A 22,670-nucleotide genomic window follows, 5' to 3' on the forward strand; every position below is an offset into this window, starting at 1 on the left:
GCCCGGCCTCAGATCAGCACGATGTCGTACTGCTCCGGCGTCATCGTCGGCTCGGCCGACAGCGAGATCGGCTTGCCGATGAAGGCCGACAGGTCGGCCAGGTGGGCGCTTTCCTCGTCGAGCAGCATCTCCACCACGCCGGCGCTGGCCACCACGCGGATTTCCTTCGGGTCGAACTGGCGCGCCTCGCGCAGGATCTCGCGCAGCACGTCGTAGCAGACGGTGCGCGCGGTCTTGACCTGGCCCTTGCCCTCGCAGGTGGGACAGGGCTGGCACAGCATGTGGGCCAGGCTTTCGCGGGTGCGCTTGCGCGTCATCTCGACCAGGCCCAGCTGGGTGAAGCCGCTGACCGTGGTCTTGGTGCGATCCTTGGCCAGCTGCTTGCGGAACTCGGCCAGCACCTGCTGCTGGTGCGCCTCGTGGGCCATGTCGATGAAGTCGACGATGATGATGCCGCCCAGGTTGCGCAGGCGCAGCTGGCGGGCAATGGCCAGCGCTGCCTCGAGGTTGGTCTTGAAGATCGTGTCGTCGAAGTTGCGCGCACCCACGTAGCCGCCGGTGTTGACGTCCACCGTGGTCAGCGCCTCGGTCTGGTCGATGATCAGGTAGCCGCCCGACTTCAGCTCCACCCGGCGCGCCAGCGCGCGGGCGATCTCTTCCTCGATGCCGTAGAGGTCGAAGATCGGCCGCTCGCCACGGTAGTGTTCGAGCTTGGCCACCGCGGTGGGGGTGTAGGCCTGGCCGAACTCGCGCAGCAGGTCGAACTGCATCTTCGAGTCGATGCGGATGGTCTGGGTCTGCTCGCTGGCCATGTCGCGCAGCACGCGCTCGGCCAGGCTCAGGTCCTGGTGCAGCAGGCTGCCGGCGGGCTGGGCCAGCGCGCGCTGACGAATATCGGACCAGGCCTTGCGCAGGTAGGCGATGTCGTCGGCCAGTTCCTCGTCGCTGGCCTCCTCGGCATTGGTGCGCAGGATGAAGCCGCCACCACCGCCCTCTTCCGGCTTGCCCACCAGGGCCTGCATGCGGGTGCGCAGCTGCTCGCGGGTCTCGGCCGAGCCGATCTTCTGCGAGATGCCGATGTGGTTGTCCTGCGGCAGGAAGACCAGCATGCGCCCGGCGATGCTGACCTGGGTGGACAGGCGCGCGCCCTTGGTGCCGATCGGGTCCTTGATGACCTGCACCATCAGCGTCTGGCCCTCGAAGACCTGCTTCTCGATCGGCACCGGCGGCGCGGCGTCGCGGCCGTGGGCGTTGCTGCCGCTGGTGTGCAGGTCGGCCACGTGCAGAAAGGCCGCGCGCTCCAGGCCGATGTCGATGAAGGCGCTCTGCATGCCGGGCAGCACGCGCGCCACCTTGCCCAGGTAGATGTTGCCCACCAGGCCGCGCTCCAGCGTGCGCTCGATGTGCAGCTCCTGCACGGCGCCGTTCTCGATGAGGGCGACGCGGGTCTCCTGCGGAGCCCAGTTGATCAGGATGTCATGCATGGCCGGGCGTTGTCTCTTCTTGGCCGCCGCAGCCTGCGCACCCCGATCCTCAGAAGCGCACGCGGGCCTGTCGCAGCAACTGGGTGGTCTCGTACAGGGGCAAACCCATGATACCGGAGTAGCTGCCGCGGATCGTGGGGATCCACCCGCCCAGCGAGCTCTGGATCGCGTAGGCGCCCGCCTTGCCGAAGGGCTCGCCGCTGGCCACGTAGGCCTCGATCACCGCCTCGGGCAGTTCAGCAAAGCGCACGCTGGAATCACTGAGCGCGAACCGCGTGCGGCGACCGTCCCACACAGCCACCGCGGTCAGCACATGGTGCAGACGGCCGGACAGCGCGCGCAGCGTGGCCGCCGCCTCGGCGGCGTCGGCGGGTTTGCCCAGGATGCGCTGGCCCAGTGCCACCGTGGTGTCCGAGCACAGGATGGGCGCCGGTGCCAGGCCACGGGCGATCAGGCGGGCGCGCGCGGCCTTCAGCTTGGCGCGGGTCGCGCGCTCGACGTAGTCGCGCGGCGCCTCGCCGGCGCGCGTGGCCTCCAGTGCTTCGGCGTCCTCGTCGGGGCCGGGCAGCAGCAGCTCGTGGCGCACGCCCAGCTGGTCCAGCAACTGGCGTCGGCGCGGGCTCTGCGAGGCCAGGTAGACGAGCTCGTGCATCACTCGCGGTGGTAAGGGTGGCCGTTGCGCAGCGACCAGGCGCGGTAAAGCGCCTCGGCCAGGATGATGCGCACGAAGGCGTGGGGCAGGGTCAGGTCCGACAGGCGCAGGCTCTCGTCGGCCGTGGCCTTCAGCGCGGGGTCCAGCCCGTCGGGCCCGCCGATGAAGAAGGCCACGTCGCGGCCGTCGCCCAGCCAGAACTCCAGGCGCCTGGCCAGATCCACCGTGGTCAGCCGCGCCCCGCGCTCGTCCAGCAACACGCGCCGGGCGCCCTTGGGGATGGCCTCGTCCAGGCGCTTCGCCTCGGCCGCCATCAGTTGCTCGGCCGACTTGCCGCCGCGCGGCTCGGCCTTCACCGCCTTCAGCTCCAGCCGCAGGTCGGGCGGGAAGCGCTTGGCGAAATCCTCATAGGCCGCGTCGGCCCAGGCCGGCTGGCGCTGGCCGACCGCGGCGATCACCAGCTTCATCGCCGGGGATCAGCGGCCGGTCTTCTTCGGGGCGGCCTTCCTGGCCGCCGTTTTCTTGGCAGCCGGCTTGACCACGACCAGCTTCATCGGGGTCTTGGCCGTCGCGCTCTTGCGGGCCGGCGCCTTGGCCACGGTGCCGCTGGTGCTGCGGGTGGCGGCCTTCTTCGGCGCCGCCTTCTTCGGGGCGGCCTTGGCCGAGGCCAGGCCGCCGCTGGTCACCTTGCGGGCCGGTGCCGGCTTGGCCGCCTTTGCCGCTTTAGCGGGCTTGGCGGGCTTCTCCAGCGCGGCCTGGCCAGCGGCCGAGCGCGCAGTGGCGCTGGCCTTCTTGACCGGCGCCTTCTTCTTGACCGGGGCATCGCTGCCTTCGGAGGCCTTGACCAGACCGGTCTTGGCGTCGCCCAGCTTCATCTTCACCGGCTTGCCGCCCCAGATCTCTTCCAGGCGGTAGTAGTCGCGGATCGCCGGCTGCATGATGTGGCAGACCGCCGCCCCGCAGTCGACGATGATCCACTCGCCGTTGTCCTCGCCCTCGCAGCGCGGCACGTCGAAGCCGGCGGCCTTGACCGATTCACGCACACTGCTGGACAGCGCCTTCGTCTGGCGGTTGCTGGTGCCCGAGGCGATGATCACCCGCTCGAACAGGGGCGAGAGGTGCTCGGTGTTGAAGACCAGGATGTCCTGGGCCTTCACGTCCTCGAGGCCATCGACGATGGCGCGTTGCAGTTTGCGGATGTCCATGCGGGGGCCGGGCGGTTCAGGCCCGGTAGAGGCGGTGTTGGTCAATATAGCGCGCCACGTCGGGGCCGACCAGCGGGGTGATGTCCTCGCCGGCGCGAACCCGTTGGCGGATGTGGGTGGCGCTGATCGGGTGCTCGGGCAGCGGCAGCACCACCAGCCGGTGGTTGCCGGCATGCCAATCGGCCGGCGGCTGCGGCGGCTGACCATCGCGGGCGGCGACGGCGAACTGCACCCAGGCCCGCCATTGTGCCGCATCGCGCCAGGTATCGATGCGGGCGTACTGGTCCTGGCCAATGACCAGCATCAGTTCGGCGCCCGGCTGCTCGGCGCGCAGCTCGGTCAGGGTGTCCACGGTGTAGCTGGGCCCGGCGCGGTGCAGCTCGCGCGCGTCGACGATGAAGCCGGGCCCTTCGGCGACCAGCAGCCGCACCATGGCCAGCCGGTGCTCGGCCGGAGCCAGCTCGCCGGCCGGCTTCTGCCACGGCATGCCGGCCGGCAACCAGCGCAGCTCGTCCAGCGCCAGCGTATCGCGCGCCATGCGTGCCAGGGCCAGATGCGCCAGGTGCGGCGGGTTGAAGCTGCCGCCGAAAATGCCCACCCTCCGGCGGGCCGGACCTACCGGCGACTCCCCGTGGACGTGCGGGCCGGCTCGGGAGCGGCCCGACGCTGGGCCCGCGCCATCGCTCATCCGGCCTCGCCAGCCCAGTCACGGGCGCGGAGGAAATCGGTGTAGAGCTTTGCCTCCGGCGTGCCCGCCTCGGGCGCCCAGCTGTAGCGCCAGTTCACCACCGGCGGCATCGACATCAGGATCGCCTCGGTGCGGCCGCCCGACTGCAGGCCGAACAGCGTCCCGCGGTCGAAGACCAGGTTGAACTCGACATAGCGGCCGCGGCGGTAGGCCTGGAAGTCGCGTTCGCGCTCGCCATAGGGGGTATCGCGGCGCTTCTCGACAATGGGCACATAGGCGGCCAGGAAGGCATCGCCCACCGCCCGCGTCATCGCGAAGCTCTGCTCGAAGCCCAGCTCGTTGAAGTCGTCGTAGAAGATGCCGCCCACGCCGCGCGGCTCGTTGCGGTGCTTCAGGAAGAAGTACTCGTCACACCAGGCCTTGAAGCGCTCGTGCATGCCGGCCCAGGGCGACAGCGCCTGGCGACAGACGCGGTGGAAATGCACCGCGTCCTCTTCCACGCCGTAGTAGGGTGTCAGGTCCATGCCGCCGCCGAACCACACCACCGGCTCGCGCCCTTCGGGCATCGCGGCAAAGCAGCGCACGTTCATGTGCACCGTGGGCACGTGCGGGTTGCGGGGGTGGAAGACCAGCGACACGCCCATGGCCTCGAAGGGCGCGCCGGCCAGCTCGGGGCGGTGCGCGGTGGCCGAGGGCGGCAGGGTCCTGCCCTTGACGTGGCTGAAGTTGCAGCCGCCGCGCTCGAGCACGCCGCCGTTCTCGATCAGGCGGGTGACGCCGTCGCCGGTCAGCCGGCCGCCGGGCTCGCGGGTCCAGGCATCGGTCAGGAAGGACTGGCCGTCAAAGGCCTCGGCACCGGCGACGATGCGCCGCTGCAGGTCCAGGAAGTAGCTGCGCAAGGCCTGGGTGTCCATGGTCGTGTCTCCGTTGAATCTCACTTGAGCCGCACCGGGCTGGCCAGCTCGGGCCGGGCGCCGTGGGCATGTTCACGGTAATACTCGGCGAGCACCGCCATGTCGGCATGGCGGTCGCCGCTGAGCATCACGAAACGGTCAAAGCCGACACGCTTGCGCCGGTAGTCGAAGAGGATCAGGCCGATCGGCACGCCCGCCTCGAAAGCCACCGGGTAGAAGCCGCTCTTCCAGTGATCCACCAGGCTGCGCGTGCCCTCCGGAGCCAGTGCCAGCCAGAGGAACTCGTCGGCCTCGCGGGCGGCCTGGAAACGTTCGGTCATCGCTGAGGCAATGCCCCGTGCTCCACTGCGATCGACCGGAATGCCGCCAATCCAGCGGAACCAGCGTCCCAGCAGGGGGATGCGAAACAGGCTGTCCTTGCCCCAGAACTTCGCCGGGATACCGATCGCCCACTTCGCCAGCACGCCAATGACGAAATCCCAGTTGGAGGTGTGCGGGTAGGCAATCAGCACACCCTGGCGCGCCGGCAGGCCCTCCCAGACCAGCGTCCAACCCATCGCCTTGAGCACCCACAGCGCCAGGCGCGAGCCCCGCAACTGTACCGACCGCTCAGTGAGCCAAACCAGACTGCTCATGCGCATCCTTCACCAGGGCTCCCATCAAGCTGCATGCGCGGATCCGGCTCCGCCGGTCCGCGGTATGAGCCCCAGGAAACATGAAGGGTTTCTTCCGAAACCCTGGGGCAGCGACTGGCAAGGAGCGTGGGGGTCAACGTTTGATCGCGCGGTGTCCAATGTCGGTGCGCCACTGGGCGCCATCGAAGCTGATCGGCGCCAGCGCCTCGTAGGCGCGCTGCTGCGCGGCCTTGGTCGAGTCGCCCAGCGCGGTCACGCACAGCACGCGGCCGCCGGTGGTGCGTACCTGGCCATCGACCCACTCGGTGCCGGCGTGGAAGACCACCGCGTCATCGGTGCCGGCGGCGTCGGCCGGCAGACCGGTGATCACGTCGCCCTTGCGCGGCGTGCCGGGGTAGTTGTGTGCGGCCATCACCACGCCCAGGGCCACCCGGCGGTCCCAGTCCAGCTCGACCTGGTCCAGACGGCCGTCGGTGGCGGCCAGCAGCACGTCGACCAGGTCGGACTTCAGCCGCATCATGATCGGCTGGGTCTCGGGGTCGCCCATGCGGGTGTTGAACTCCAGCGTCTTGGGCCGGCCCTCGGCGTCGATCATCAGGCCGGCATAGAGGAAGCCGGTGAACGGGATGCCATCCCTGGCCATGCCGTTGATCGTGGGCAGGATGATTTCCTGCATCGCCCGGGCGTGCACATTGGGCGTGACCACCGGCGCAGGCGAGTAGGCGCCCATGCCGCCGGTGTTGGGACCGGTGTCACCGTCGCCGATGCGCTTGTGGTCCTGGCTGGTGGCCAGCGGCAGCACGTTCTTGCCGTCGCACAGGACGATGAAGCTGGCCTCCTCGCCCTGCAGGAACTCCTCGATCACCACGCGCGCGCCACCGGCGTTGTGGACCACGCCCAGCGTGTTGTCCTCCAGCATGAAGCGCACGGCCTCGTGGGCCTCGTCCAGCGTCATGGCCACCACCACGCCCTTGCCGGCGGCCAGGCCGTCGGCCTTGACCACGATGGGCGCGCCGATGCGGTCGATGTAGGCATGGGCCTCGGCCGGGTCGGTGAAGCTGCCGTAGGCGGCGGTGGGAATGCCGTGGCGCTGCATGAAGGCCTTGGCAAAGGCCTTGGAGCTCTCCAGCTGCGCCGCCGCCTTGGTGGGGCCGAAGATGCGCAGGCCACGGGCACGAAAGACGTCCACCACACCCTGCGACAAGGGCGCCTCGGGGCCGACCACGGTCAGCCCCACCTTCTGGGCCTCTGCGAAATCGGCCAGCGCCACTGGATCGGCGAGGGCGATGTTGGTGAGGCGCTTGTCCAGCGCGGTGCCGCCATTGCCAGGCGCCACGAAGACGCGCTGCACCTTCTCGCTCTGCGCCAGCTTCCAGGCCAGCGCGTGCTCTCGCCCGCCGCCGCCAATGACCAATACGTTCATTCCTTACTCCTGGCCGCGATGCGACCCGTTCAGCCGCAGGCGCGGATCCGGCGCCGCCGGTCCGCCGCATGAACCCCCACGGGGGGCAGCGACCGGCAGGGCGCGTGGGGGTCTCACATCTCAGCGTTGTGGAAGACGTCCTGCACGTCGTCCAGGTCCTCGATCACGTCGAGCAGCTTCTGCATCCGCTCGGCGTCGTCGCCGCTCAGCGCGATGGTGTTCTCGGCACGCATCGTCACTTCGGCGATCTCGGGCTTCAGGCCGGCGGCCTCCAGCGCGTTCTTCACCGACTCGAAGTCGGCCGGCGCGGTCAGCACCTCGATCGCGCCGTCGTCGTCGGTGATCACGTCCTCGGCACCGGCGTCCAGCGCCACCTCCATCACCTTGTCCTCGGACGTGCCGGGGGCGAAGACCAGCTGGCCGCAGTGCTTGAACTGGAAGGACACCGAGCCTTCGGTGCCCAGGTTGCCGCCGTGCTTGCTGAAGGCGTGGCGCACCTCGGCCACGGTGCGCACCCGGTTGTCGGTCATGCAGTCGACGATGATGGCCGCGCCGCCGATGCCGTAGCCCTCGTAGCGGATCTCCTCGTAGTTGACGCCCTCGAGGTTGCCGGTGGCCTTGTCGATGTTGCGCTTGACCGTGTCGGCCGGCAGGTTCACCGCCTTGGCCTTGTCGATCGCCAGGCGCAGCCGCGGGTTGGCCGACGGATCGCCGCCGCCGGTGCGGGCGGCCACCATGATTTCACGGATGACCCGGGTCCAGGCCTTGCCCCGCTTCTCGTCCTGGCGACCCTTGCGGTGTTGGATGTTGGCCCACTTGGAATGCCCAGCCATGCCTGAATGCTCCCGGCCCGAAGGCCTGTATGCTGTGTCGGTTGTTGTGGATATCGAATCCGCGATTTTATGTCGCCGGCCCGCGCCGGCCGGAGAGACGCGCGATGGGGGTCCCGAAGCACCTGCGCTGGCTGCTTGGTCTGTCGATCGCCGCGGCGGCCATGGGCGGTGCCGTCGCCGCGCCGGACGAGCGCGCGGATGCGTTGCGGCTCGGCCAGCTGACGCTGCACCGCTGCCCCAACGCCGACGACTACTGCGGTGCGCTGCGTCGCCCGCTGGACCCCGAGGGCCGCGTCCCCGGCGAGATCGACATCCGCTTCCACTACCTGCGCCGTGAACGCGCCGACCGACCGGCGGCGGGCTGGCTGGTGGCCATCGAGGGCGGCCCGGGCTACCCCTCCAGCGGCACCCGCTACACCTACCGGCGCATGTTCGGCCCCTTGCTGCGCGAGCGCGACCTGCTGACCGTGGATGCCCGCGGCACGGGCGACAGCGCCGCGATCCATTGCCCACCGCTGCAACAGGCGCCCGAGATGACGGCGCGCGATGTCGCACGCTGCGGCCGACAGCTCGGCGCGAGCGCGCCGCTGTATTCCACCGTGCAGGCCGCCGACGACCTGGCGGCGGTGCTGGCGGCGCTGGAGGCCCCGCCGGTGGACCTGTACGGCGACTCCTACGGCACCTGGTCGGCCCAGGTCTTCGCCTACCGCCACCCCGGCTGGCTGCGCTCACTGGTGCTCGACAGCGCCTACCCGGTGCCGATGACCGGAGGCGAAACCCCCTGGTACCCGTTCTTCGCGCCCACCGTGCGCCAGGCCTTCGACAAGGTCTGCCAGCGCTCGGCCCCCTGCGCCAGCCTGCCCGGCACCGCCCTGGAGCGGCTGCAGCCGGTGATTGACGCACTGCGCGCCGAACCCTTCGACGCCCGGGCCCAGGATGCCTCGGGCCGCTGGTGGCGCTTCAGGGCCGATGCCTCGCTGCTGGCCACGGTGATGTTCGTCGGCGCGCCGGCCTACGCGGTGGCGCGGGAGCTGGACGCCGCCGGCCGCGCCTTCCTGCAGGGCGACCGGCTGCCGCTGCTGCGCCTGATGGCCGAGACCCTGGCCTACAAGGACCCGCGTGATGCCCGGCGCGACCCGCGCTACTACAGCGTCGGCCTGTACGCCGCGGTCACCTGCCAGGACTACGCCCAGGTCTACGACATGCGGCTGCCACCCGCGCAGCGCCGCCGCCAGCGCGACGCGGCGGTGGCCGAACAGCAAAGCCTGCACCCCGACCTGTACGCCCCCTTCACGATCGACGAGTTCCGCGGCATGCCGCTTGACTACAGCCTGATCGACGCCTGCGTCGACTGGCCGGCGCCCGATCCCGCCCATCCCCCCGGGCCGCCCGTGCCGCCGCAGCCGGACATGCCGGCCATCCCGGTGCTGGTGCTCAGCGGCGAGCTGGACGCCATCACCACCCCACCCGAGGGGGCGATCGCCGCCAGCCTGTTCCCGGCCGGCCGCCAGGTGGTGGTGGCCAACAGCTTCCACCTGGTGGCCTCGCCCCCGCAGCGCGACGACTGTGGCCGGCAGCTGCTGCACCGCTTCCTTCTGACCGGCTCGCCGGGCGACACCGGCTGCGCCGAGCGCGTGGCACCGATCCGCACGCCACCGGCCTTCGCCCGCCGGCTGGCCGACGTCGCGCCCGCCCAGCCGCTGCCCGGCCACGCGGGCCGCCTGCAGGACCTGCAGCTGGCCGCGGCGGTGGCCCACACGCTGGCAGATGCCGCAGCCCGGGTGGAAAGCGCCGGGCCGCACAGCGTCGGGCTGCGCGGCGGCACGATCGCGATCGATCACCAGGGCCAGGGCTACCGCCTGCGGCTGCGCGGGGTGCGCTGGACCGAGGACGTCGCGGTCGACGGCGTGCTTGACTGGCCGCAGGCCGCCGGTCTGGCCACCGCCCAGGTGCAGGTCCAGGGTCCAGGCGCTGTGCGCGGACACCTGCGCGTGAGCTGGCCCGAGCAGCAGCCCGGGGCGCTGGCGCGGGTGCAGGGCGAGTTGGACGGACGCCACGTGGATGCGCAGCTGACCGCACCCTGAACCCTGTACGGGGAGCGGACTTCGCGCAGCGCGGTCGAGCCGCTAGACTGGGGCGGTCGCTCCTACCCACGCTATTCACCATGGCCGAACCCATCCTGGTCGCCCGGCACGGCGCCACCGAATGCTTCCTGCTGCCCGCCCTGGCCAACCGCCACGGCCTGATCACCGGCGCCACCGGCACCGGCAAGACGATCACGCTGCAGAACCTGGCCGAGAACTTCTCGAAGATCGGCGTGCCGGTCTTCATGGCCGACGTCAAGGGCGACCTGACCGGCATCACCCAGGCCGGCAGCGTGTCCGACAAGCTGGCGGCGGTTCTGAAGGAACGCGGACTGGATGCGCCCACGCCGCTGGCCTGCCCGGCCACGCTGTGGGACGTCTTCGGCGAGCTGGGCCACCCGGTGCGCGCCACCGTCTCCGACCTGGGCCCGCTGCTGCTGGGCCGGATGCTGGCGCTCAACGAGACGCAGTCGGGCGTGCTGAACCTGGTCTTCAAGATCGCCGACGACAACGGCATGGCCCTGCTGGACCTGAAGGACCTGCGGGCGATGCTGCAGTACGTGGGCGACAACGCCAGCCAGTTCCAGACCGAGTACGGCAACGTCAGCCCGGCCAGCATTGGCGCCATCCAGCGCGGCCTGCTGCAGGTCGAGGAACAGGGCGGCGACCAGTTCTTTGGCGAGCCGATGCTGGACATCGCCGACTTCATGCAGACCGTCGATGGCCAGGGCGTGGTCAACATCCTGTCGGCCGACAAGCTGATGAACGCGCCGCGGCTGTACGCCACCTTCCTGCTGTGGATGCTGTCCGAGCTGTTCGAGAACCTGCCCGAGGTGGGCGACCTCGAGAAACCCAAGCTGGTGTTCTTCTTCGACGAGGCCCACCTGCTGTTCAAGGACGCGCCGGCGGCGCTGGTCGAGCGCATCGAGCTGGTGGTGCGCCTGGTGCGCTCCAAGGGGGTGGGCGTGTATTTCGTCACCCAGAACCCGCTGGACATTCCCGACACCGTGCTGGGCCAGTTGGGCAACCGGGTGCAGCACGCGCTGCGCGCCTTCACGCCACGCGACCAGAAGGCCGTCAAGAGCGCCGCCGAGACCATGCGCGCCAACCCCGGCCTGGACATCGCCACCGCGATCACCGAGCTGGGTGTGGGCGAGGCGCTGGTCAGCTTCCTCGATGCCAAGGGCCGCCCCAGCGTGACCGAGCGCGTCTATGTGCTGCCGCCGGGCAGCCAGATCGGCCCGATCAGCGCCGAGCAGCGCGCCCGGCTGCGCCAGACCTCGCTGGTGGCCGGCGTCTACGAGAAGCAGGTCGACCGCGAATCGGCCTATGAGAAGCTCAAGGGCCGCGCCGCCGCCACCGCCGGCAACGCCGAGTCGATGGCCGCCGAGGCCACCCGCGCCGCCAAGGGCGGCATGGCCGACGCCGCCCAGGGCGCCGCGCAGGAAGCTGGCGGCGGCCTGCTGGGCGGGCTGTCCGACCTGCTGTTCGGCGCCACCGGCCCGCGCGGCGGCCGCCACGACGGCCTGGCCCAGATGGCCGCCAAGTCCGCGGTGCGCACCGTGGGGTCTGCGGTGGGCCGCGAGATCGTCCGCGGCGTGCTGGGCGGCCTGCTGGGCGGCTCCCGCCGCCGCTGATCGGCCCCCCGGGCGCCGCCACTGGCGCTCGCCCGGCCGCACTTCGCGCCGGCGGGTCACCGTTCGTCGCAGCCGCGTGGCCGCCCTCCGGGGCGATGGGAACACTGCCTCCCATCGACCACCCCGGAGGACGCCATGCCCCACCATCCCCTCACCCGCCGCCAATGGCTGGCCGCCGCGGCCCTGCTCGCCGCCAGCCTGGGCGCCAGCGCCCAGGCCGCTGACAGCTTCGCCAGCGCCCAGCAGACCTTTGCCCGCGCCCAGCAGGGCGACACCGCCGCGGTGGACGCCGCGGCCGCCCAGTTCGCCCGGCTGTCGGCCGCGGCGCCGGCCGACCCGGTGCTGCTGGCCTACGCCGGTGCCAGCGAGGCGATGCGCGCCACCACCACCTGGATGCCCTGGCGCAAGATGCGCCACGCCGAGGACGGCCTGGCGCGCCTGGACAAGGCGCTGAGCCTGGCCACCGGCGCCGGCAGCGCGCCAGGCCCCTCGGGCGTGGCCGCGGTGCTGGAGACGCGCTTCGTCGCCGCCAGCACCTTCCTGGCCCTGCCCTCGATGTTCAACCGCCAGGAGCGCGGTCGGGCCCTGCTGGCCCAGGTGCAGACCGACCCGCTGTTCGCCAGCGCGCCGGCCGGTTTCCGCCAGTCGGTGCAGCAGCGCGCCGGAGCCCAGTGATGAACCCGCCTGTGCTGAGTGCGCGCGGTCTGCACAAGACCTACCGCCTGGGCGCCCACGTGGTGCCGGCGCTTCAGGGGGTGGATCTGGCGGTGCTGCCCGGCGAGATGCTGGCGCTGACCGGGCCGTCCGGCAGCGGCAAGAGCACCATCCTGAACCTGGCCGGCCTGATCGACCGCGCCGACCAGGGCGAGATCCGCCTGGGCGGCCAGGATGTCAGCCGGCTCGACGAGCGCGCCGCCACGCTGGTGCGCCGCGAACACCTGGGCTTCATCTTCCAGGGCTTCAACCTGGTGCCGGTGATGACGGTGGCCGACAACGTCGACTACCCGCTGTTCCTGGCCGGCTTGCCCGACGGCGAGCGCCGCCAGCGCGTCGCCGAGGCGCTGGACAGCGTGGGCCTGGCCGAGCACGCCGCGCACCGGCCCGACGCGCTGTCGGGCGGCCAGCGCCAGCGGGTGGCCATCGCCCGCGCGCTGGTCAAGCGCCCCCGCCTGGTGATCGCCGACGAACCGACCGCGAGCCTGGATTCCCACACCGCCGACCAGGTGCTGGCGCTGATGCGCGAGCGCTGCCGCGCCGAAGGCGCCGCCTGCCTGATCGCCACCCACGATGCCCGCGTCGTCCACCGCTGCGACCGCGTGATCGCGCTGCAGGACGGCCGCATCGTCGCCCACGCCCCGGAGGATTTCCAATGAAGTGGCTCAGCTACGCCTGGCGCAACACGCTGCGCAACCGCCGCCGCTCGGCGGTGACGGTCACCATTGCGGCGATGGGCACGGCGGCGATCCTGATGGCCGGCGGCTTCGCGCTGTCCACCTACCAGGCCCTGGCCGAGTCCTCGGCCCGCAGCAGCGGCCACCTGGTCATCGGCCAGCCGGCGCAGTTCGAGCGCGACGAGGACATCCCGCTGCAACACGGCCTGGACGACTGGCCGCGCCTGCAGAAGCAGCTGCTGGCCGACCCCGCGGTGCGCCAGGTGCTGCCACGGGTCGAGTTCAGCGGCCTGGTCAGCAACGGCGAGAAATCGACCGTGATGCTGGCGGTGGGCATCGCGCCCGACGCCGAGTTCGCGATCAAGGGCCCCTTCCTGACGGTCACTGCCGGCCAGGTGCTCAGCGATGCCGACCGCGCCAGCGTGATGCTGGGCGAGGCCCTGGCCCGCAGCCTGAAGGCCACGCCCGGCAGCTCATTGACGCTGCTGGCCAGCACCACCGAGGGCGCGCTGAACGCCATGGACGTGACGGTCAAGGGTGTCTTCTCGACCGGCGTGCCCGACATCGACAAGCGTCTGGTTTACACCGACGTGTCCACCGCACAGCGCCTGCTGGTCAGCCAGCGCATCTCCAGCGCCGGGGTGTTCCTGGACCGCATGGACGCCACCGCGCCCGCCCAGGCACGCTGGCAGGCCGCGCTGCCGGGCCTGGCGGTGCGCACCTGGGTCGACCAGGCGCCGTTCTACCGCAGCGTCAAGGACCTCTACAACCGCATCTTCGGCGCGCTGGGGCTGATCATCGGCGTGATCGTCGTCTTCGTGGTGACCAATGCGATGGCCATGGCCATCGTCGAGCGCACCCGCGAGATCGGCACGCTGCGCGCGATGGGCACGCTGCCCGGCCAGCTGATCGGCAGCTTCGCGCTGGAAGGCCTGGTGCTGGGCGGTGCGGGCACGGCGCTGGGCGCGCTGATCGCCGGTGGGGTCAGCCTGCTGCTGGTGCTGGTGCCGGTGCAGATGCCGCCGCCGCCGGGCCGCTCGGTGGGCTACCCGCTGCTGGTCTCGCCCGACCCGCTGCTCTATGCGCTGACGATCGGTGCGGTGCTGGCCCTGGCCGTCATCGCCGCCGCCCTGGTCGCCCGCCGCACCGTGCACCTGAGCGTGGTCGACGCGCTCGCCCATGTCTGAACCGGAGATGACGATGAACCCCAAGACCCTGGCCTGGCTGGCCGCCGGCACCCTGGTGAAGATCGGCCTGCTGGCCGGCCTGGCCTGGCACAGTGCCCCGCGCGCTGCCGAACCCGAGGTGCCGGCGCTGCTGCAGGCCGCCGACCGCTTCCGCACCGGCGCCGACCGCCTGCAGGTCGAATCCCTGGTCACCACCACCCGCGCCGATGGCTCGGCCGACAAGGAACGCCGCTACACCGTCTTCGTGCAGGACCAGCACCGCTCGCTGGTGCTGATGCGCTCGCCCGCCGAAGCCGGGCAGAAGGTGCTGATGCTGGGCGACGACTTCTGGCTGCTGATGCCCGGCAGCCAGCGCGCGATGCGCATCACGCCCTCGCAGAAGCTGCTGGGCGATGCCTCCACCGGCGACATCGCCACCCTGTCCTGGGCCGAGGACTACGAGGGCCGGCTGCTGGGCGAGGAGCGCTGCGACGTGGAGGGCACGCCCCGCGCCTGCCTGCACCTGTCGCTGCAGGCGCGGCGCAAGAGCGTCAGCTACCAGCGCATCGAGCTGTGGCTGGGCAAGACCCGCCATGAGCCGATCCAGGCCGAGCTCTACGTGCAGTCGGACAAGCTGGCCAAGCGGGCCCGCTTCGTGATGGACAAGGCCGGTGCCCTGGTCAGCGAGATGCTGCTGCAGGACGAGCTGGGCAGCCGCGCGCAGACCCGCGTGCAGTACCTGTCGCGCCAGCCCAGGGCGGTGCCCGAGAACTGGCTGAATCCGATGTTCCTGGCCCGCAACCCCAGCCTGGAGTGAGCGCGTGAACCTGCCCCGCTGCACCCTGCTGCTGGCCCTGGCGGCCGGTGGCGTCCACGCGGCCGATGGCCCCGCCTGGCGCGGCGAGCTGCGCCTGTCAGGCTGGGACACCCCGGTCAATGCCCGCGGCCCCCTGGCCGACGCCAACCGCCTGGCCCCCGGCACCGCCGGCGTGTCCACCGCGCAGGCGCTGGCCGAGCTGGAAGCGCGCGCCGAGGGCGCCGGCTGGGTGGCCGAGGTCTGGCTGGCCTCGGTGGCCCAGCCTGGCGGCCGCAGCCACGCCGAGGCCCGCTTCAACGAACTGGCGCTGAACGGCGCCCTGGGCGACTGGCAGTGGACCCTGGGCCGACAGCGTGTGGCCTGGGACGTGGGCTACGGCTTCCGGCCCAACGACCTGGTCGGCCAGGAGGCCCGCCGCACGCTGCTGTCCAGCGCCACCGAGGGCCGGCCGGCCCTGCAGCTCGAACGCTTCTGGGGCGCCGACACCGCGCTGAGCCTGGTCTGGGCCAACCCGCAGCATGCCGGCGGCGGCCAGCGCGATGCGACCGGGGCCGACGAATCCGCGCTGGCGCTGCGCGGCTACCAGCGCCTGGGCGCGCTCGACGCCTACGCCTTCGGCCGCTGGGGACGCCACACCGGCGCCAGCCTGGGTGCGGCGCTGGCCTGGGTGGCCGACGACGCGCTGGAGCTGCATGCCTCGTGGCGCCTGCTGCAGCGCAGCGACGGCTGGCGCATCGACGCCGCCGCGGCAGACCGCCCGCTGCCCGCCAACCCCTGGCAGGTCGGGCCACAGGCCGGCAGCAGCCAGTGGCTGCTGGGGCTCAGTTGGACCGGCAGCGCGCAGCAGAGCCTGCTGGTCGAAACCTGGCACGACGGCACGGCTCCCGCCGATGCGGCCTGGGACGCCTGGCAGCGGCGCAACCAGGCGTTGGCAGCCTTCGCGACCACGCCCGGTCTGCCCGAGGGCCTGCAACAGGCGGCGGCCGGCAACCTCGGCTGGCAGGCCAGCCCGCTGTCCGGCGCCGGTCCGCGCCGGCAGCAGCTGTTCGTGCGTGCGGCCTGGCAACCCACGCCGTGGACGCTGAGCCTGGACAGCCTGTACCACCCCGCCGACCACGGCCGCACGCTGACCGCCGCCGCGCAGTGGCAGGGCGACCGCTGGCGCCTGGAAGCGGCCTGGCGCGTGATCGGCGGGCCGTCGTCAGCGCTGCTGGCGCAACTGCCGCAGCGCCAGCAGCTGGTGCTGGCGGCCCGCGTGGCGCTCTGAGCACCCGCGGCGGGCCCGCGCAGCCCGCCACTGGCGCCGTCCAAGCGGGGTTTCGCGGCGCCGGCACGCCATTGGTCGCATCGGCGCGGACCGACTGAGGCCGGGGCGCGACGATGCCGCCATCGACACCCCACCCACCGGAGTCCGCCATGCACCTCGCCACCCCTCTCAGCCTGAGCCCCGCGGTCCAGGTCCATCTGCTGTTCGCCGCCGTCGCCCTGGTGCTCGGGCCGCTGGCCCTGCGCAGCCGCAAGGGCACGCCGATGCACCGCGGCCTGGGCTATGCCTGGGTGGTCTGCATGCTGGCCGCTGCCGCCTCCAGCCTGTTCATCCGCGACTTCCAGCGCCTGAACCTGGGCGGCTACACGCCGATCCACCTGCTGGCGCTGCTGACCTTCGCCGGCGTGGGCAGCGGGGTCTGGCTGGCGGTGCGCGGCCGCATCGCCGCCCACCGCCACACCATGTGGCGCGTCTACCTGGGCGCCTGCGTCGGCGCCGGCGTGTTCACGCTGCTGCCGGGCCGCTACCTGGGCGACCTGGTGTGGCACCATGCACTGGGTCTGGCCTGAGCGGCTGGGACCTCTGACCGTGACCCCGCTGCCCATGACACTGCGCTACACCGATTTCCAGCTCAGCCTGGGCCACTCGCTGCGGGCCACCCAGGGCATCTGCCTGGTGGTCGCGGCGGTCCTGGCGCTGCTGGGCATGCCATGGTGGGTGGCGGTGGTCTACTCGCTGTGCATCGGCAACCTGACCTCGCTGCTGGTGCACCTGGGCCGCTGGGGCCTGGCCTGGTGGCAGGTGCGCCGCAGTGGCACCCCGGCGACCGAGGCGCAGCGCCACGGCTGGCCCGGCTGGGGCCTGATGACGGTGGTGATCGTGCTGGCGGTGGGCCTGGCCTACCCACTGGGCTCGTGGATCGCCGGCCTGCTCACCGGCATCCACAGCGATGGCAGCCATCAGCACGAGTGGCGCACCTGGCTGGGCCTGTTCGCGATCTCGCTGGTGCCGGCCGCGGTGGGCACCTTCTACTTCCGCTCGCGTGCCCACATCGCCGCCACCGAGGCCGCGCTGGCCCAGGTCAGCCGGCAGGCCGCCGAGACCGAGCTGAAGATGCTGCAAAGCCAGCTGGAGCCGCACATGCTGTTCAACACGCTGGCCAACCTGCGTGCGCTGATCGGCATCGATCCGGCCCGCGCCCAGACCATGCTGGACCACATGATCGCCTGGCTGCGTTCCACGCTCAGCGCCAGCCGGCGCAGCGCACACCCGCTGGCTGACGAGTTCCGCCACCTGTCGGACTACCTGGCGCTGATGCGCATCCGCATGGGCGAGCGCCTGAGCGTGGAGATCGACCTGCCCGCCGACCTGGCGGATGCGCTGGTGCCGCCGCTGCTGATGCAGCCGCTGGTGGAAAACGCGATCCGCCACGGCCTGGAGCCGCTGCGCGGCCCGGCCCGCCTGGCCTTGACCGCGCGCCGCGACGGCGCATCGCTGCTGCTGAGCGTGCGCGACAACGGCCTGGGACTGGGTGCCGCGCGCGACACCGCCGGCACCGGCTTCGGCCTGACCCAGGTGCGCGAGCGCCTGGCCACGCTGTACGGCGAGGCCGCCGCGCTGTCGATCGCCGACGCCGCAGGCGGTGGCACCGAAGCCTCGGTGCGCCTGCCTCTCACCCGTCCTGAACATCCGACCCCATGAGCACCCCGCTGCGCCAACCCGCCACCGCCCTGATCGCCGAGGACGAGCCGCTGCTGGCCCAGGCCCTGCAGGCCGACCTGGCCGCGGTCTGGCCCGAGCTGAAGGTCATCGCCCATGCGGTGGATGGCGAGCAGGCGATCGACGATGCGCTGTCCTGGCGCCCCGAGCTGATCTTCATGGACATCCGCATGCCGGGCCGCAGCGGTCTGGAAGCGGCCCAGGCGATCATCGAAGACTGGCCGGCCGAGATCCCGCTGCCGCTGCTGGTCTTCGTCACCGCCTACGACCAGTACGCGCTGCAGGCCTTCGAGCTGGCCGCGGCCGACTATCTGCTCAAGCCGGCGCCGCGCGAGCGCCTGGCCCAGACCTGCGAGCGCCTGCGCGAGCGCCTGGCCCAGCGCGAGCATGCCCCGGCCGAGGCGCGCGGCGCCGACGACCAGTTGCTCGACCGCCTGCGCCTGCTGCTGGGCACCGCCCCCGCGCTGGCCGGTGCCCTGCCCACGGCCGACCAGCCGCTGACGGTGATCCAGGCCTCCTCGGGGTCCACCGTGCATCTGGTGCCAATCGAGGATGTCATCTACTTCGAAGCCGCCGACAAGTATGTGCGCGTGCTCACCGCCGAGCGCGAGCACCTGATCCGCAGCTCGCTGCGCGAATTGCTGCCGCAGCTGGACCCGGCCCGCTTCTGGCAGGTGCACCGCGGGCTGGTGGTGCAGGCGCGCGAGATCGACCACGCGCTGCGCGACGAATCGGGCAAGGTGCAGCTGGTGCTGCGCCGCCGCCCCGAGCGGCTGGCCGTCAGCCGGCTCTACGCCGCCCGCTTCAAAGGCATGTGAGCCCCGGGCTTACCCGAGGGGGTGCTGGCTACAATCGAGGACATCGGTGGCGCCGTCGGCGCCCCACCACTCCCCCCCGCCCCTGGCATGAGCGACAAAGCCCCCGCGGCCGGCACCGAGCCGGTCAAGCCCAGCAATTTCCTGCGCGGCATCATCGAGCGTGACCTCGAGGCCGGCACCTACGACGGCCGCCCCTTCGGTGGCGGCCCCGGCGATGCCGCCCACCACGCCGCCGGCCAGCCCGACCCGGCGCGCGTGCGCCTGCGCTTCCCGCCCGAGCCCAACGGCTACCTGCACGTGGGTCATGCCAAGAGCATCTGCCTGAACTTCGGCCTGGCGCGCGACTACGGCGGCGTCTGCCACCTGCGCTACGACGACACCAACCCCGAGAAGGAGGAGCAGGAGTACGTCGACGCGATCGCCGAGATGGTGCAGTGGCTGGGCTGGGACTGGAACGCCCATGGCGTGAGCCACCAGTTCTACGCCAGCGACTACTTCGACTTCATGTACCGCGCGGCCGAGCACCTGATCGAGCGTGGTCTGGCCTATGTCGACGAGCAGACGCCCGAGCAGATGCGCGCCAACCGCGGCGACTTCACCACGCCCGGCACCGACAGCCCCTTCCGCAGCCGCACGCCCGAGCAGAACCTGGCGCGCTTTCGGGAGATGCGCGACGGCCTGCACGCCGACGGCGCGATGGTGCTGCGCGCGAAGATCGACATGGCCTCGCCCAACATCAACCTGCGCGACCCGGCCATCTACCGCATCCGCCGCGCCACCCACCACAACACCGGCGACAAGTGGTGCATCTACCCGATGTACACCTACGCCCACCCGATCGAGGACGCGCTGGAGCGCATCACGCACTCGATCTGCACGCTGGAGTTCGAGGACCAGCGCCCCTTCTATGACTGGCTGCTGGAGCGCCTGGCCGAAGGTGGCCTGCTGGCCCACCCGCTGCCCAAACAGTACGAGTTCGGCCGCCTGAACCTGAGCTACGTGATCACCAGCAAGCGCAAGCTCAAGCAACTGGTCGACGAGCAGCATGTCAGCGGCTGGGACGACCCGCGCATGCCCACGCTGGCCGGCATGCGCCGGCGCGGCTACACGCCCGCCAGCATCCGCAAGATGGCCGATGACTCGGGCGCCAGCAAGACCAACATCTGGCTGGACTACTCGGTGCTGGACATCGCGCTGCGTGCCGACCTGGAAGACCAGGCGAAGCGGGCGATGGCGGTGATCGACCCGGTCCAGCTCAAGCTGACCAACTACGCCGAGGTCTTCGGCAGCCAGGACCACCGCGAGCCCTGCGGCGCCCCCTTCCATCCGCACCACCCCGAGTGGGGCCAGCGCGCCTTCAGCCTGGGGCCCGAGCTGTGGATCGAGCGCGAGGACTTCGCCGAGGTGCCGCCCAAGGGCTACTTCCGCCTGTTCCCGGGCAACAAGGTGCGCCTGAAGTACGGCGTGATCATCGAGTGCACCGGCTGCGAGAAGGATGCCGACGGCACCCTCACCGCAGTCACCGCCACCGTGATCCCCGACACCAAGAGCGGCACGCCCGGCGCCGACAGCGTCAAGGTCAAGGGCACGATCACCTGGGTGGGCGCCCATGAGGCCGTGGCCTGCGAGATGCGCCTGTTCGACCGCCTGTTCACCGAGCCGCAGCCCGACGCCGGCGGCCGCGATTTCCTGACCGTGCTCAACCCGAAGAGCAAGCAGGTGGTGCGCTCCTACCTGGAGCCGGCACTGGCCGCCGCGCAGCCCGACGACAAGTTCCAGTTCGAGCGCCACGGCTACTTCGTCGCCGACCGGCTGGACCACCGCGCCGATGCGCCGGTGTTCAACCGCATCACCGGCCTCAAAGACGGCTGGACCAAGTAAACCGGCGCCTCGCGCGCCCCGCCGCCAGCCTGCCAGGCCGGCGGCCCGCTCATTGTCATGACTGCCACCCGACGCCCTGCGCTGCCGCTGCCCGACTGGCTGCGCGCCATCGCCTCCCAGCTGATCATCGCCCACCATCTGGCCTGGTACGGCCCGCTGGCGCTCAGCGCCACCTCGCTGTGGCCCGGGCTGTTCAGTGGCCTGCAAACCTACGGCCGGCTGGCGGTGCAGGTGTTCCTGGTGGTGGCAGGCTACCTGGCCGCACGCGGGCTGGCGCCCAGCCCCTTTGCCCGCAGCGGTCCGGCCCCTGGCGACTGGGCCGCTCTGGTGTGGCAGCGCTACTGGCGGCTGGCCAGGCCCTATGGCGTGGCGCTGCTGGCGGCGCTGGCCGCGGCCGCGGTCGCTCGCCAGTTCGGCAGCGATCCGGACACCCCCGCCGCGCCCAGCGCGCCGGAACTGCTGGCCAACCTGCTGTTCCTGCAGGACCTGCTGGGCGTGCCGGCGTTGAGCGCGGGTTTCTGGTACGTGGCGATCGACCTGCAGCTGTTCGCGCTGTTCGCCGCGCTGGTGGCGCTGCGCCGCATCGGGCGCGCGGGCTCGACGCTGAACCGCGTGATGCGGGTGGCCAGCGTGCTGGGCTGCGTGGGCCTGATGCTGGCCTCGATGCTGTGGCTGAACCTGGACAGCCGCCTGGACGCCTGGGCGCCCTACTTCTTCGCCGCCTACGGTCTGGGCGTGGCCGCCTGCTGGATCCACGCCCAGCCGCGCCGCACCGGCCTGCTGCTGGCGCTGGCGGCCCTGGTGGCGGCCGCCCTGGTGCTGGACTGGCGTGAGCGCCTGGCCGTGGCGGGCCTGACCGCGCTGCTGCTGGCCTGGCAGCCCGCGGGCGAGCGCCTGGCGCGCCACGCGCTGCATCCGCTGATGCGCTGGCTGGCCCGCGTGTCCTATGGCAGTTTCCTGCTGCACTACCCGCTGCTGCTGCTGGTGGGCACGGCGGTCGACATCGCCTGGCCGGAACAGGCCGGGCCCGCCGCGCTGGGCCTGGTGCTGACCTGGGCCCTGAGCCTGGCCGCCGGCTGGGCCGTGCACCGCTGGGTGGAACTGCCCCATGCCGCGCCCAGGCCGCGCCAGCCGCTGCCCAGCCGCAGCTTCGCCAATCCCTGAGCGCCGTGCGCTAGGGTCTGTCCGCGTGGACGGCTCATCGGCCGCCCGCGTACCCTCGCCGGCACGAGGAGGATGGTATGCCCATCGACGACACCGCGGCGACCGACACGCCGGCCAGCCCGATCCAGCTGGCGCCGCTGGGCTTCGGCGACCCGCTGACCTGGCTGGCCCTGGGCTGGCGGGACTTCCGGCGGGCACCGGCCATCGGCCTGTTCTTCGGCGCCTGCTTCATGGCCATGGGCTGGATGCTGCTGAAGGTCTTCCAGCACCAACCCGCCTACACGCTGGCGCTGTCGGCCGGCTTCCTGCTGATGGGGCCCTTCATGTGCCTGGGCCTGTACCACGTCAGCCGTGAGCTGGACGCCGGCCGCAGGCCCACGCTGGCCGGTGCCCTCACCGCCTGGCGCACCCGCACCTCGACGCTGGCGATCTTCGGTTTCGTGCTGCTGGTGCTGGAGATGCTGTGGGGCCGCGCCAGCCTGGTGATCTTCGCGGTCAGCTTCGATGGCATCCCCGATTTCAAGGGCTCGCTGCTGGCGCTGCTGGACCCCGAGAACCTGGGCTTCATCATCACCTACGTCGTGGTCGGCGCGGTGTTTGCCGGCCTGATCTACTGCGTCAGCGTGATCAGCATCCCGATGATCCTGGACCGACCCGTGGACGCGATCACCGCCGGCCTGACCAGCTTCCGCCTGGTGCTCACGCAGACCGGCGTGATGATCTGGTGGGGCGCGCTGATCACCGGCCTGGTGACCCTGGCGCTGCTGCCCGGCTTCGCGGGGCTGCTGCTGGTGGGGCCGGTGGTCGGCCACGGCACCTGGCACGCCTACCGGGCGGCGGTGCAGGCCTGAACGACACGGGCCCGCCAAAGCGGGCCCGTGCGCAGGGATTG

At 71.6% G+C, this 22,670-nt stretch carries 22 protein-coding genes; 13 read left to right on the forward strand and 9 right to left on the reverse strand.

Going from position 1 to position 22,670, the window contains the following annotated elements; all coding sequences use genetic code 11:
- Positions 1 to 8: 8 nt before the first annotated feature.
- From rng to KAK07_RS04895, 9 genes are all read right to left on the reverse strand, one after another.
- Complete coding sequence (gene rng, locus KAK07_RS04855) at positions 9 to 1,484, reverse strand: ribonuclease G (protein WP_210856641.1); 1,476 nt, start codon at positions 1,482 to 1,484, stop codon at positions 9 to 11.
- Positions 1,485 to 1,533: 49 nt separating this feature from the next.
- Positions 1,534 to 2,136 carry a Maf family protein gene (locus KAK07_RS04860; protein WP_210856640.1) on the reverse strand — a complete coding sequence of 201 codons (603 nt, stop codon included), beginning with the start codon at positions 2,134 to 2,136 and terminating at the stop codon, positions 1,534 to 1,536.
- Positions 2,136 to 2,603, reverse strand: coding sequence for a 23S rRNA (pseudouridine(1915)-N(3))-methyltransferase RlmH (gene rlmH, locus KAK07_RS04865; protein WP_210856639.1), 468 nt, complete (start codon positions 2,601 to 2,603; stop codon positions 2,136 to 2,138). The genes KAK07_RS04860 and rlmH overlap by 1 nt, the downstream gene beginning before the upstream one ends.
- Positions 2,604 to 2,612: 9 nt before the next feature.
- Positions 2,613 to 3,341 carry a ribosome silencing factor gene (gene rsfS, locus KAK07_RS04870; RefSeq protein WP_210856638.1) on the reverse strand — a complete coding sequence of 243 codons (729 nt, stop codon included), beginning with the start codon at positions 3,339 to 3,341 and terminating at the stop codon, positions 2,613 to 2,615.
- 16 nt (positions 3,342 to 3,357) lie between these two features.
- The gene (nadD, locus tag KAK07_RS04875) at positions 3,358 to 3,939 is read right to left on the reverse strand and encodes a nicotinate (nicotinamide) nucleotide adenylyltransferase (protein ID WP_310738688.1); all 582 of its coding nucleotides are present in this window, start codon (positions 3,937 to 3,939) and stop codon (positions 3,358 to 3,360) included.
- 86 nt (positions 3,940 to 4,025) lie between these two features.
- Positions 4,026 to 4,943, reverse strand: a complete 918-nt coding sequence (gene hemF / locus KAK07_RS04880) for an oxygen-dependent coproporphyrinogen oxidase (RefSeq protein WP_210856636.1) — start codon at positions 4,941 to 4,943, stop codon at positions 4,026 to 4,028.
- Positions 4,944 to 4,963: 20 nt separating this feature from the next.
- Positions 4,964 to 5,578 carry a 1-acyl-sn-glycerol-3-phosphate acyltransferase gene (locus tag KAK07_RS04885; RefSeq protein WP_247661317.1) on the reverse strand — a complete coding sequence of 205 codons (615 nt, stop codon included), beginning with the start codon at positions 5,576 to 5,578 and terminating at the stop codon, positions 4,964 to 4,966.
- 133 nt (positions 5,579 to 5,711) lie between these two features.
- Positions 5,712 to 7,001, reverse strand: coding sequence for a phosphoribosylamine--glycine ligase (purD, locus tag KAK07_RS04890; protein WP_210856635.1), 1,290 nt, complete (start codon positions 6,999 to 7,001; stop codon positions 5,712 to 5,714).
- A 113-nt stretch (positions 7,002 to 7,114) separates the two neighbouring features.
- A complete protein-coding gene (locus KAK07_RS04895) occupies positions 7,115 to 7,834 on the reverse strand; it encodes a YebC/PmpR family DNA-binding transcriptional regulator (protein ID WP_210856634.1) in 720 nt (239 codons plus the stop codon).
- Positions 7,835 to 7,938: 104 nt separating this feature from the next.
- On the opposite strand from KAK07_RS04895, the gene KAK07_RS04900 reads away from it, so the two are divergent.
- The 13 genes from KAK07_RS04900 to KAK07_RS04960 all read left to right on the forward strand — a co-directional run bounded on the left by KAK07_RS04900 (position 7,939) and on the right by KAK07_RS04960 (position 22,629).
- The gene (locus KAK07_RS04900; protein ID WP_210856633.1) at positions 7,939 to 9,918 is read left to right on the forward strand and encodes an alpha/beta fold hydrolase; all 1,980 of its coding nucleotides are present in this window, start codon (positions 7,939 to 7,941) and stop codon (positions 9,916 to 9,918) included.
- An 80-nt stretch (positions 9,919 to 9,998) separates the two neighbouring features.
- The gene (locus KAK07_RS04905) at positions 9,999 to 11,555 is read left to right on the forward strand and encodes a helicase HerA-like domain-containing protein (protein ID WP_210856632.1); all 1,557 of its coding nucleotides are present in this window, start codon (positions 9,999 to 10,001) and stop codon (positions 11,553 to 11,555) included.
- Positions 11,556 to 11,690: 135 nt separating this feature from the next.
- Positions 11,691 to 12,230: a hypothetical protein gene (locus KAK07_RS04910; RefSeq protein WP_210856631.1), complete on the forward strand. Its 540-nt coding sequence runs from the start codon at positions 11,691 to 11,693 to the stop codon at positions 12,228 to 12,230.
- Positions 12,230 to 12,928: an ABC transporter ATP-binding protein gene (locus KAK07_RS04915; RefSeq protein ID WP_210856630.1), complete on the forward strand. Its 699-nt coding sequence runs from the start codon at positions 12,230 to 12,232 to the stop codon at positions 12,926 to 12,928. The genes KAK07_RS04910 and KAK07_RS04915 overlap by 1 nt, the downstream gene beginning before the upstream one ends.
- Entirely contained in the window at positions 12,925 to 14,133 is a 1,209-nt protein-coding gene (locus KAK07_RS04920; protein ID WP_210856629.1) for an ABC transporter permease, read from the forward strand. Before KAK07_RS04915 ends, KAK07_RS04920 begins: the two co-directional genes overlap by 4 nt.
- Positions 14,134 to 14,146: 13 nt before the next feature.
- Complete coding sequence (locus KAK07_RS04925; RefSeq protein ID WP_210856628.1) at positions 14,147 to 14,929, forward strand: outer membrane lipoprotein-sorting protein; 783 nt, start codon at positions 14,147 to 14,149, stop codon at positions 14,927 to 14,929.
- 4 nt (positions 14,930 to 14,933) lie between these two features.
- Positions 14,934 to 16,196, forward strand: coding sequence for a hypothetical protein (locus tag KAK07_RS04930; RefSeq protein ID WP_210856627.1), 1,263 nt, complete (start codon positions 14,934 to 14,936; stop codon positions 16,194 to 16,196).
- A gap of 149 nt (positions 16,197 to 16,345) precedes the next feature.
- The gene (locus KAK07_RS04935; RefSeq protein WP_210856626.1) at positions 16,346 to 16,765 is read left to right on the forward strand and encodes a DUF2306 domain-containing protein; all 420 of its coding nucleotides are present in this window, start codon (positions 16,346 to 16,348) and stop codon (positions 16,763 to 16,765) included.
- A gap of 19 nt (positions 16,766 to 16,784) precedes the next feature.
- A complete protein-coding gene (locus KAK07_RS04940; RefSeq protein WP_210856625.1) occupies positions 16,785 to 17,897 on the forward strand; it encodes a sensor histidine kinase in 1,113 nt (370 codons plus the stop codon).
- Positions 17,894 to 18,733 (forward strand): LytR/AlgR family response regulator transcription factor, encoded by an 840-nt coding sequence (locus KAK07_RS04945; protein ID WP_210856624.1) that lies wholly within the window; start codon positions 17,894 to 17,896, stop codon positions 18,731 to 18,733. Before KAK07_RS04940 ends, KAK07_RS04945 begins: the two co-directional genes overlap by 4 nt.
- Before the next feature lie 87 nt (positions 18,734 to 18,820).
- Entirely contained in the window at positions 18,821 to 20,614 is a 1,794-nt protein-coding gene (locus KAK07_RS04950; RefSeq protein ID WP_210856623.1) for a glutamine--tRNA ligase/YqeY domain fusion protein, read from the forward strand.
- Between the two features lie 57 nt (positions 20,615 to 20,671).
- Positions 20,672 to 21,778 (forward strand): acyltransferase family protein, encoded by a 1,107-nt coding sequence (locus KAK07_RS04955; protein ID WP_210856622.1) that lies wholly within the window; start codon positions 20,672 to 20,674, stop codon positions 21,776 to 21,778.
- Between the two features lie 77 nt (positions 21,779 to 21,855).
- The gene (locus KAK07_RS04960; RefSeq protein ID WP_210856621.1) at positions 21,856 to 22,629 is read left to right on the forward strand and encodes a DUF2189 domain-containing protein; all 774 of its coding nucleotides are present in this window, start codon (positions 21,856 to 21,858) and stop codon (positions 22,627 to 22,629) included.
- Positions 22,630 to 22,670 lie beyond the last annotated feature (41 nt).

It is taken from the genome of Ideonella alba (assembly GCF_018069875.1).
GTDB lineage: Bacteria > Pseudomonadota > Gammaproteobacteria > Burkholderiales > Burkholderiaceae_C > Ideonella > Ideonella alba.

Excerpts from the sequence above, each read along its gene's own strand:
- KAK07_RS04860 (WP_210856640.1), bottom strand. The coding sequence starts at position 2,136 with ATGCACGAGCTCGTCTACCTGGCCTCGCAGAGCCCGCGCCGACGCCAG.
- purD (WP_210856635.1), bottom strand. The coding sequence starts at position 7,001 with ATGAACGTATTGGTCATTGGCGGCGGCGGGCGAGAGCACGCGCTGGCC.
- KAK07_RS04960 (WP_210856621.1), top strand. The coding sequence starts at position 21,856 with ATGCCCATCGACGACACCGCGGCGACCGACACGCCGGCCAGCCCGATC.
- KAK07_RS04915 (WP_210856630.1), top strand. The coding sequence starts at position 12,230 with ATGAACCCGCCTGTGCTGAGTGCGCGCGGTCTGCACAAGACCTACCGC.
- KAK07_RS04950 (WP_210856623.1), top strand. The coding sequence starts at position 18,821 with ATGAGCGACAAAGCCCCCGCGGCCGGCACCGAGCCGGTCAAGCCCAGC.
- KAK07_RS04955 (WP_210856622.1), top strand. The coding sequence starts at position 20,672 with ATGACTGCCACCCGACGCCCTGCGCTGCCGCTGCCCGACTGGCTGCGC.
- KAK07_RS04885 (WP_247661317.1), bottom strand. The coding sequence starts at position 5,578 with ATGAGCAGTCTGGTTTGGCTCACTGAGCGGTCGGTACAGTTGCGGGGC.
- rlmH (WP_210856639.1), bottom strand. The coding sequence starts at position 2,603 with ATGAAGCTGGTGATCGCCGCGGTCGGCCAGCGCCAGCCGGCCTGGGCC.
- KAK07_RS04895 (WP_210856634.1), bottom strand. The coding sequence starts at position 7,834 with ATGGCTGGGCATTCCAAGTGGGCCAACATCCAACACCGCAAGGGTCGC.
- KAK07_RS04905 (WP_210856632.1), top strand. The coding sequence starts at position 9,999 with ATGGCCGAACCCATCCTGGTCGCCCGGCACGGCGCCACCGAATGCTTC.
- KAK07_RS04945 (WP_210856624.1), top strand. The coding sequence starts at position 17,894 with ATGAGCACCCCGCTGCGCCAACCCGCCACCGCCCTGATCGCCGAGGAC.
- hemF (WP_210856636.1), bottom strand. The coding sequence starts at position 4,943 with ATGGACACCCAGGCCTTGCGCAGCTACTTCCTGGACCTGCAGCGGCGC.
- KAK07_RS04920 (WP_210856629.1), top strand. The coding sequence starts at position 12,925 with ATGAAGTGGCTCAGCTACGCCTGGCGCAACACGCTGCGCAACCGCCGC.
- KAK07_RS04935 (WP_210856626.1), top strand. The coding sequence starts at position 16,346 with ATGCACCTCGCCACCCCTCTCAGCCTGAGCCCCGCGGTCCAGGTCCAT.
- KAK07_RS04900 (WP_210856633.1), top strand. The coding sequence starts at position 7,939 with ATGGGGGTCCCGAAGCACCTGCGCTGGCTGCTTGGTCTGTCGATCGCC.
- rng (WP_210856641.1), bottom strand. The coding sequence starts at position 1,484 with ATGCATGACATCCTGATCAACTGGGCTCCGCAGGAGACCCGCGTCGCC.
- KAK07_RS04910 (WP_210856631.1), top strand. The coding sequence starts at position 11,691 with ATGCCCCACCATCCCCTCACCCGCCGCCAATGGCTGGCCGCCGCGGCC.
- rsfS (WP_210856638.1), bottom strand. The coding sequence starts at position 3,341 with ATGGACATCCGCAAACTGCAACGCGCCATCGTCGATGGCCTCGAGGAC.
- KAK07_RS04925 (WP_210856628.1), top strand. The coding sequence starts at position 14,147 with ATGAACCCCAAGACCCTGGCCTGGCTGGCCGCCGGCACCCTGGTGAAG.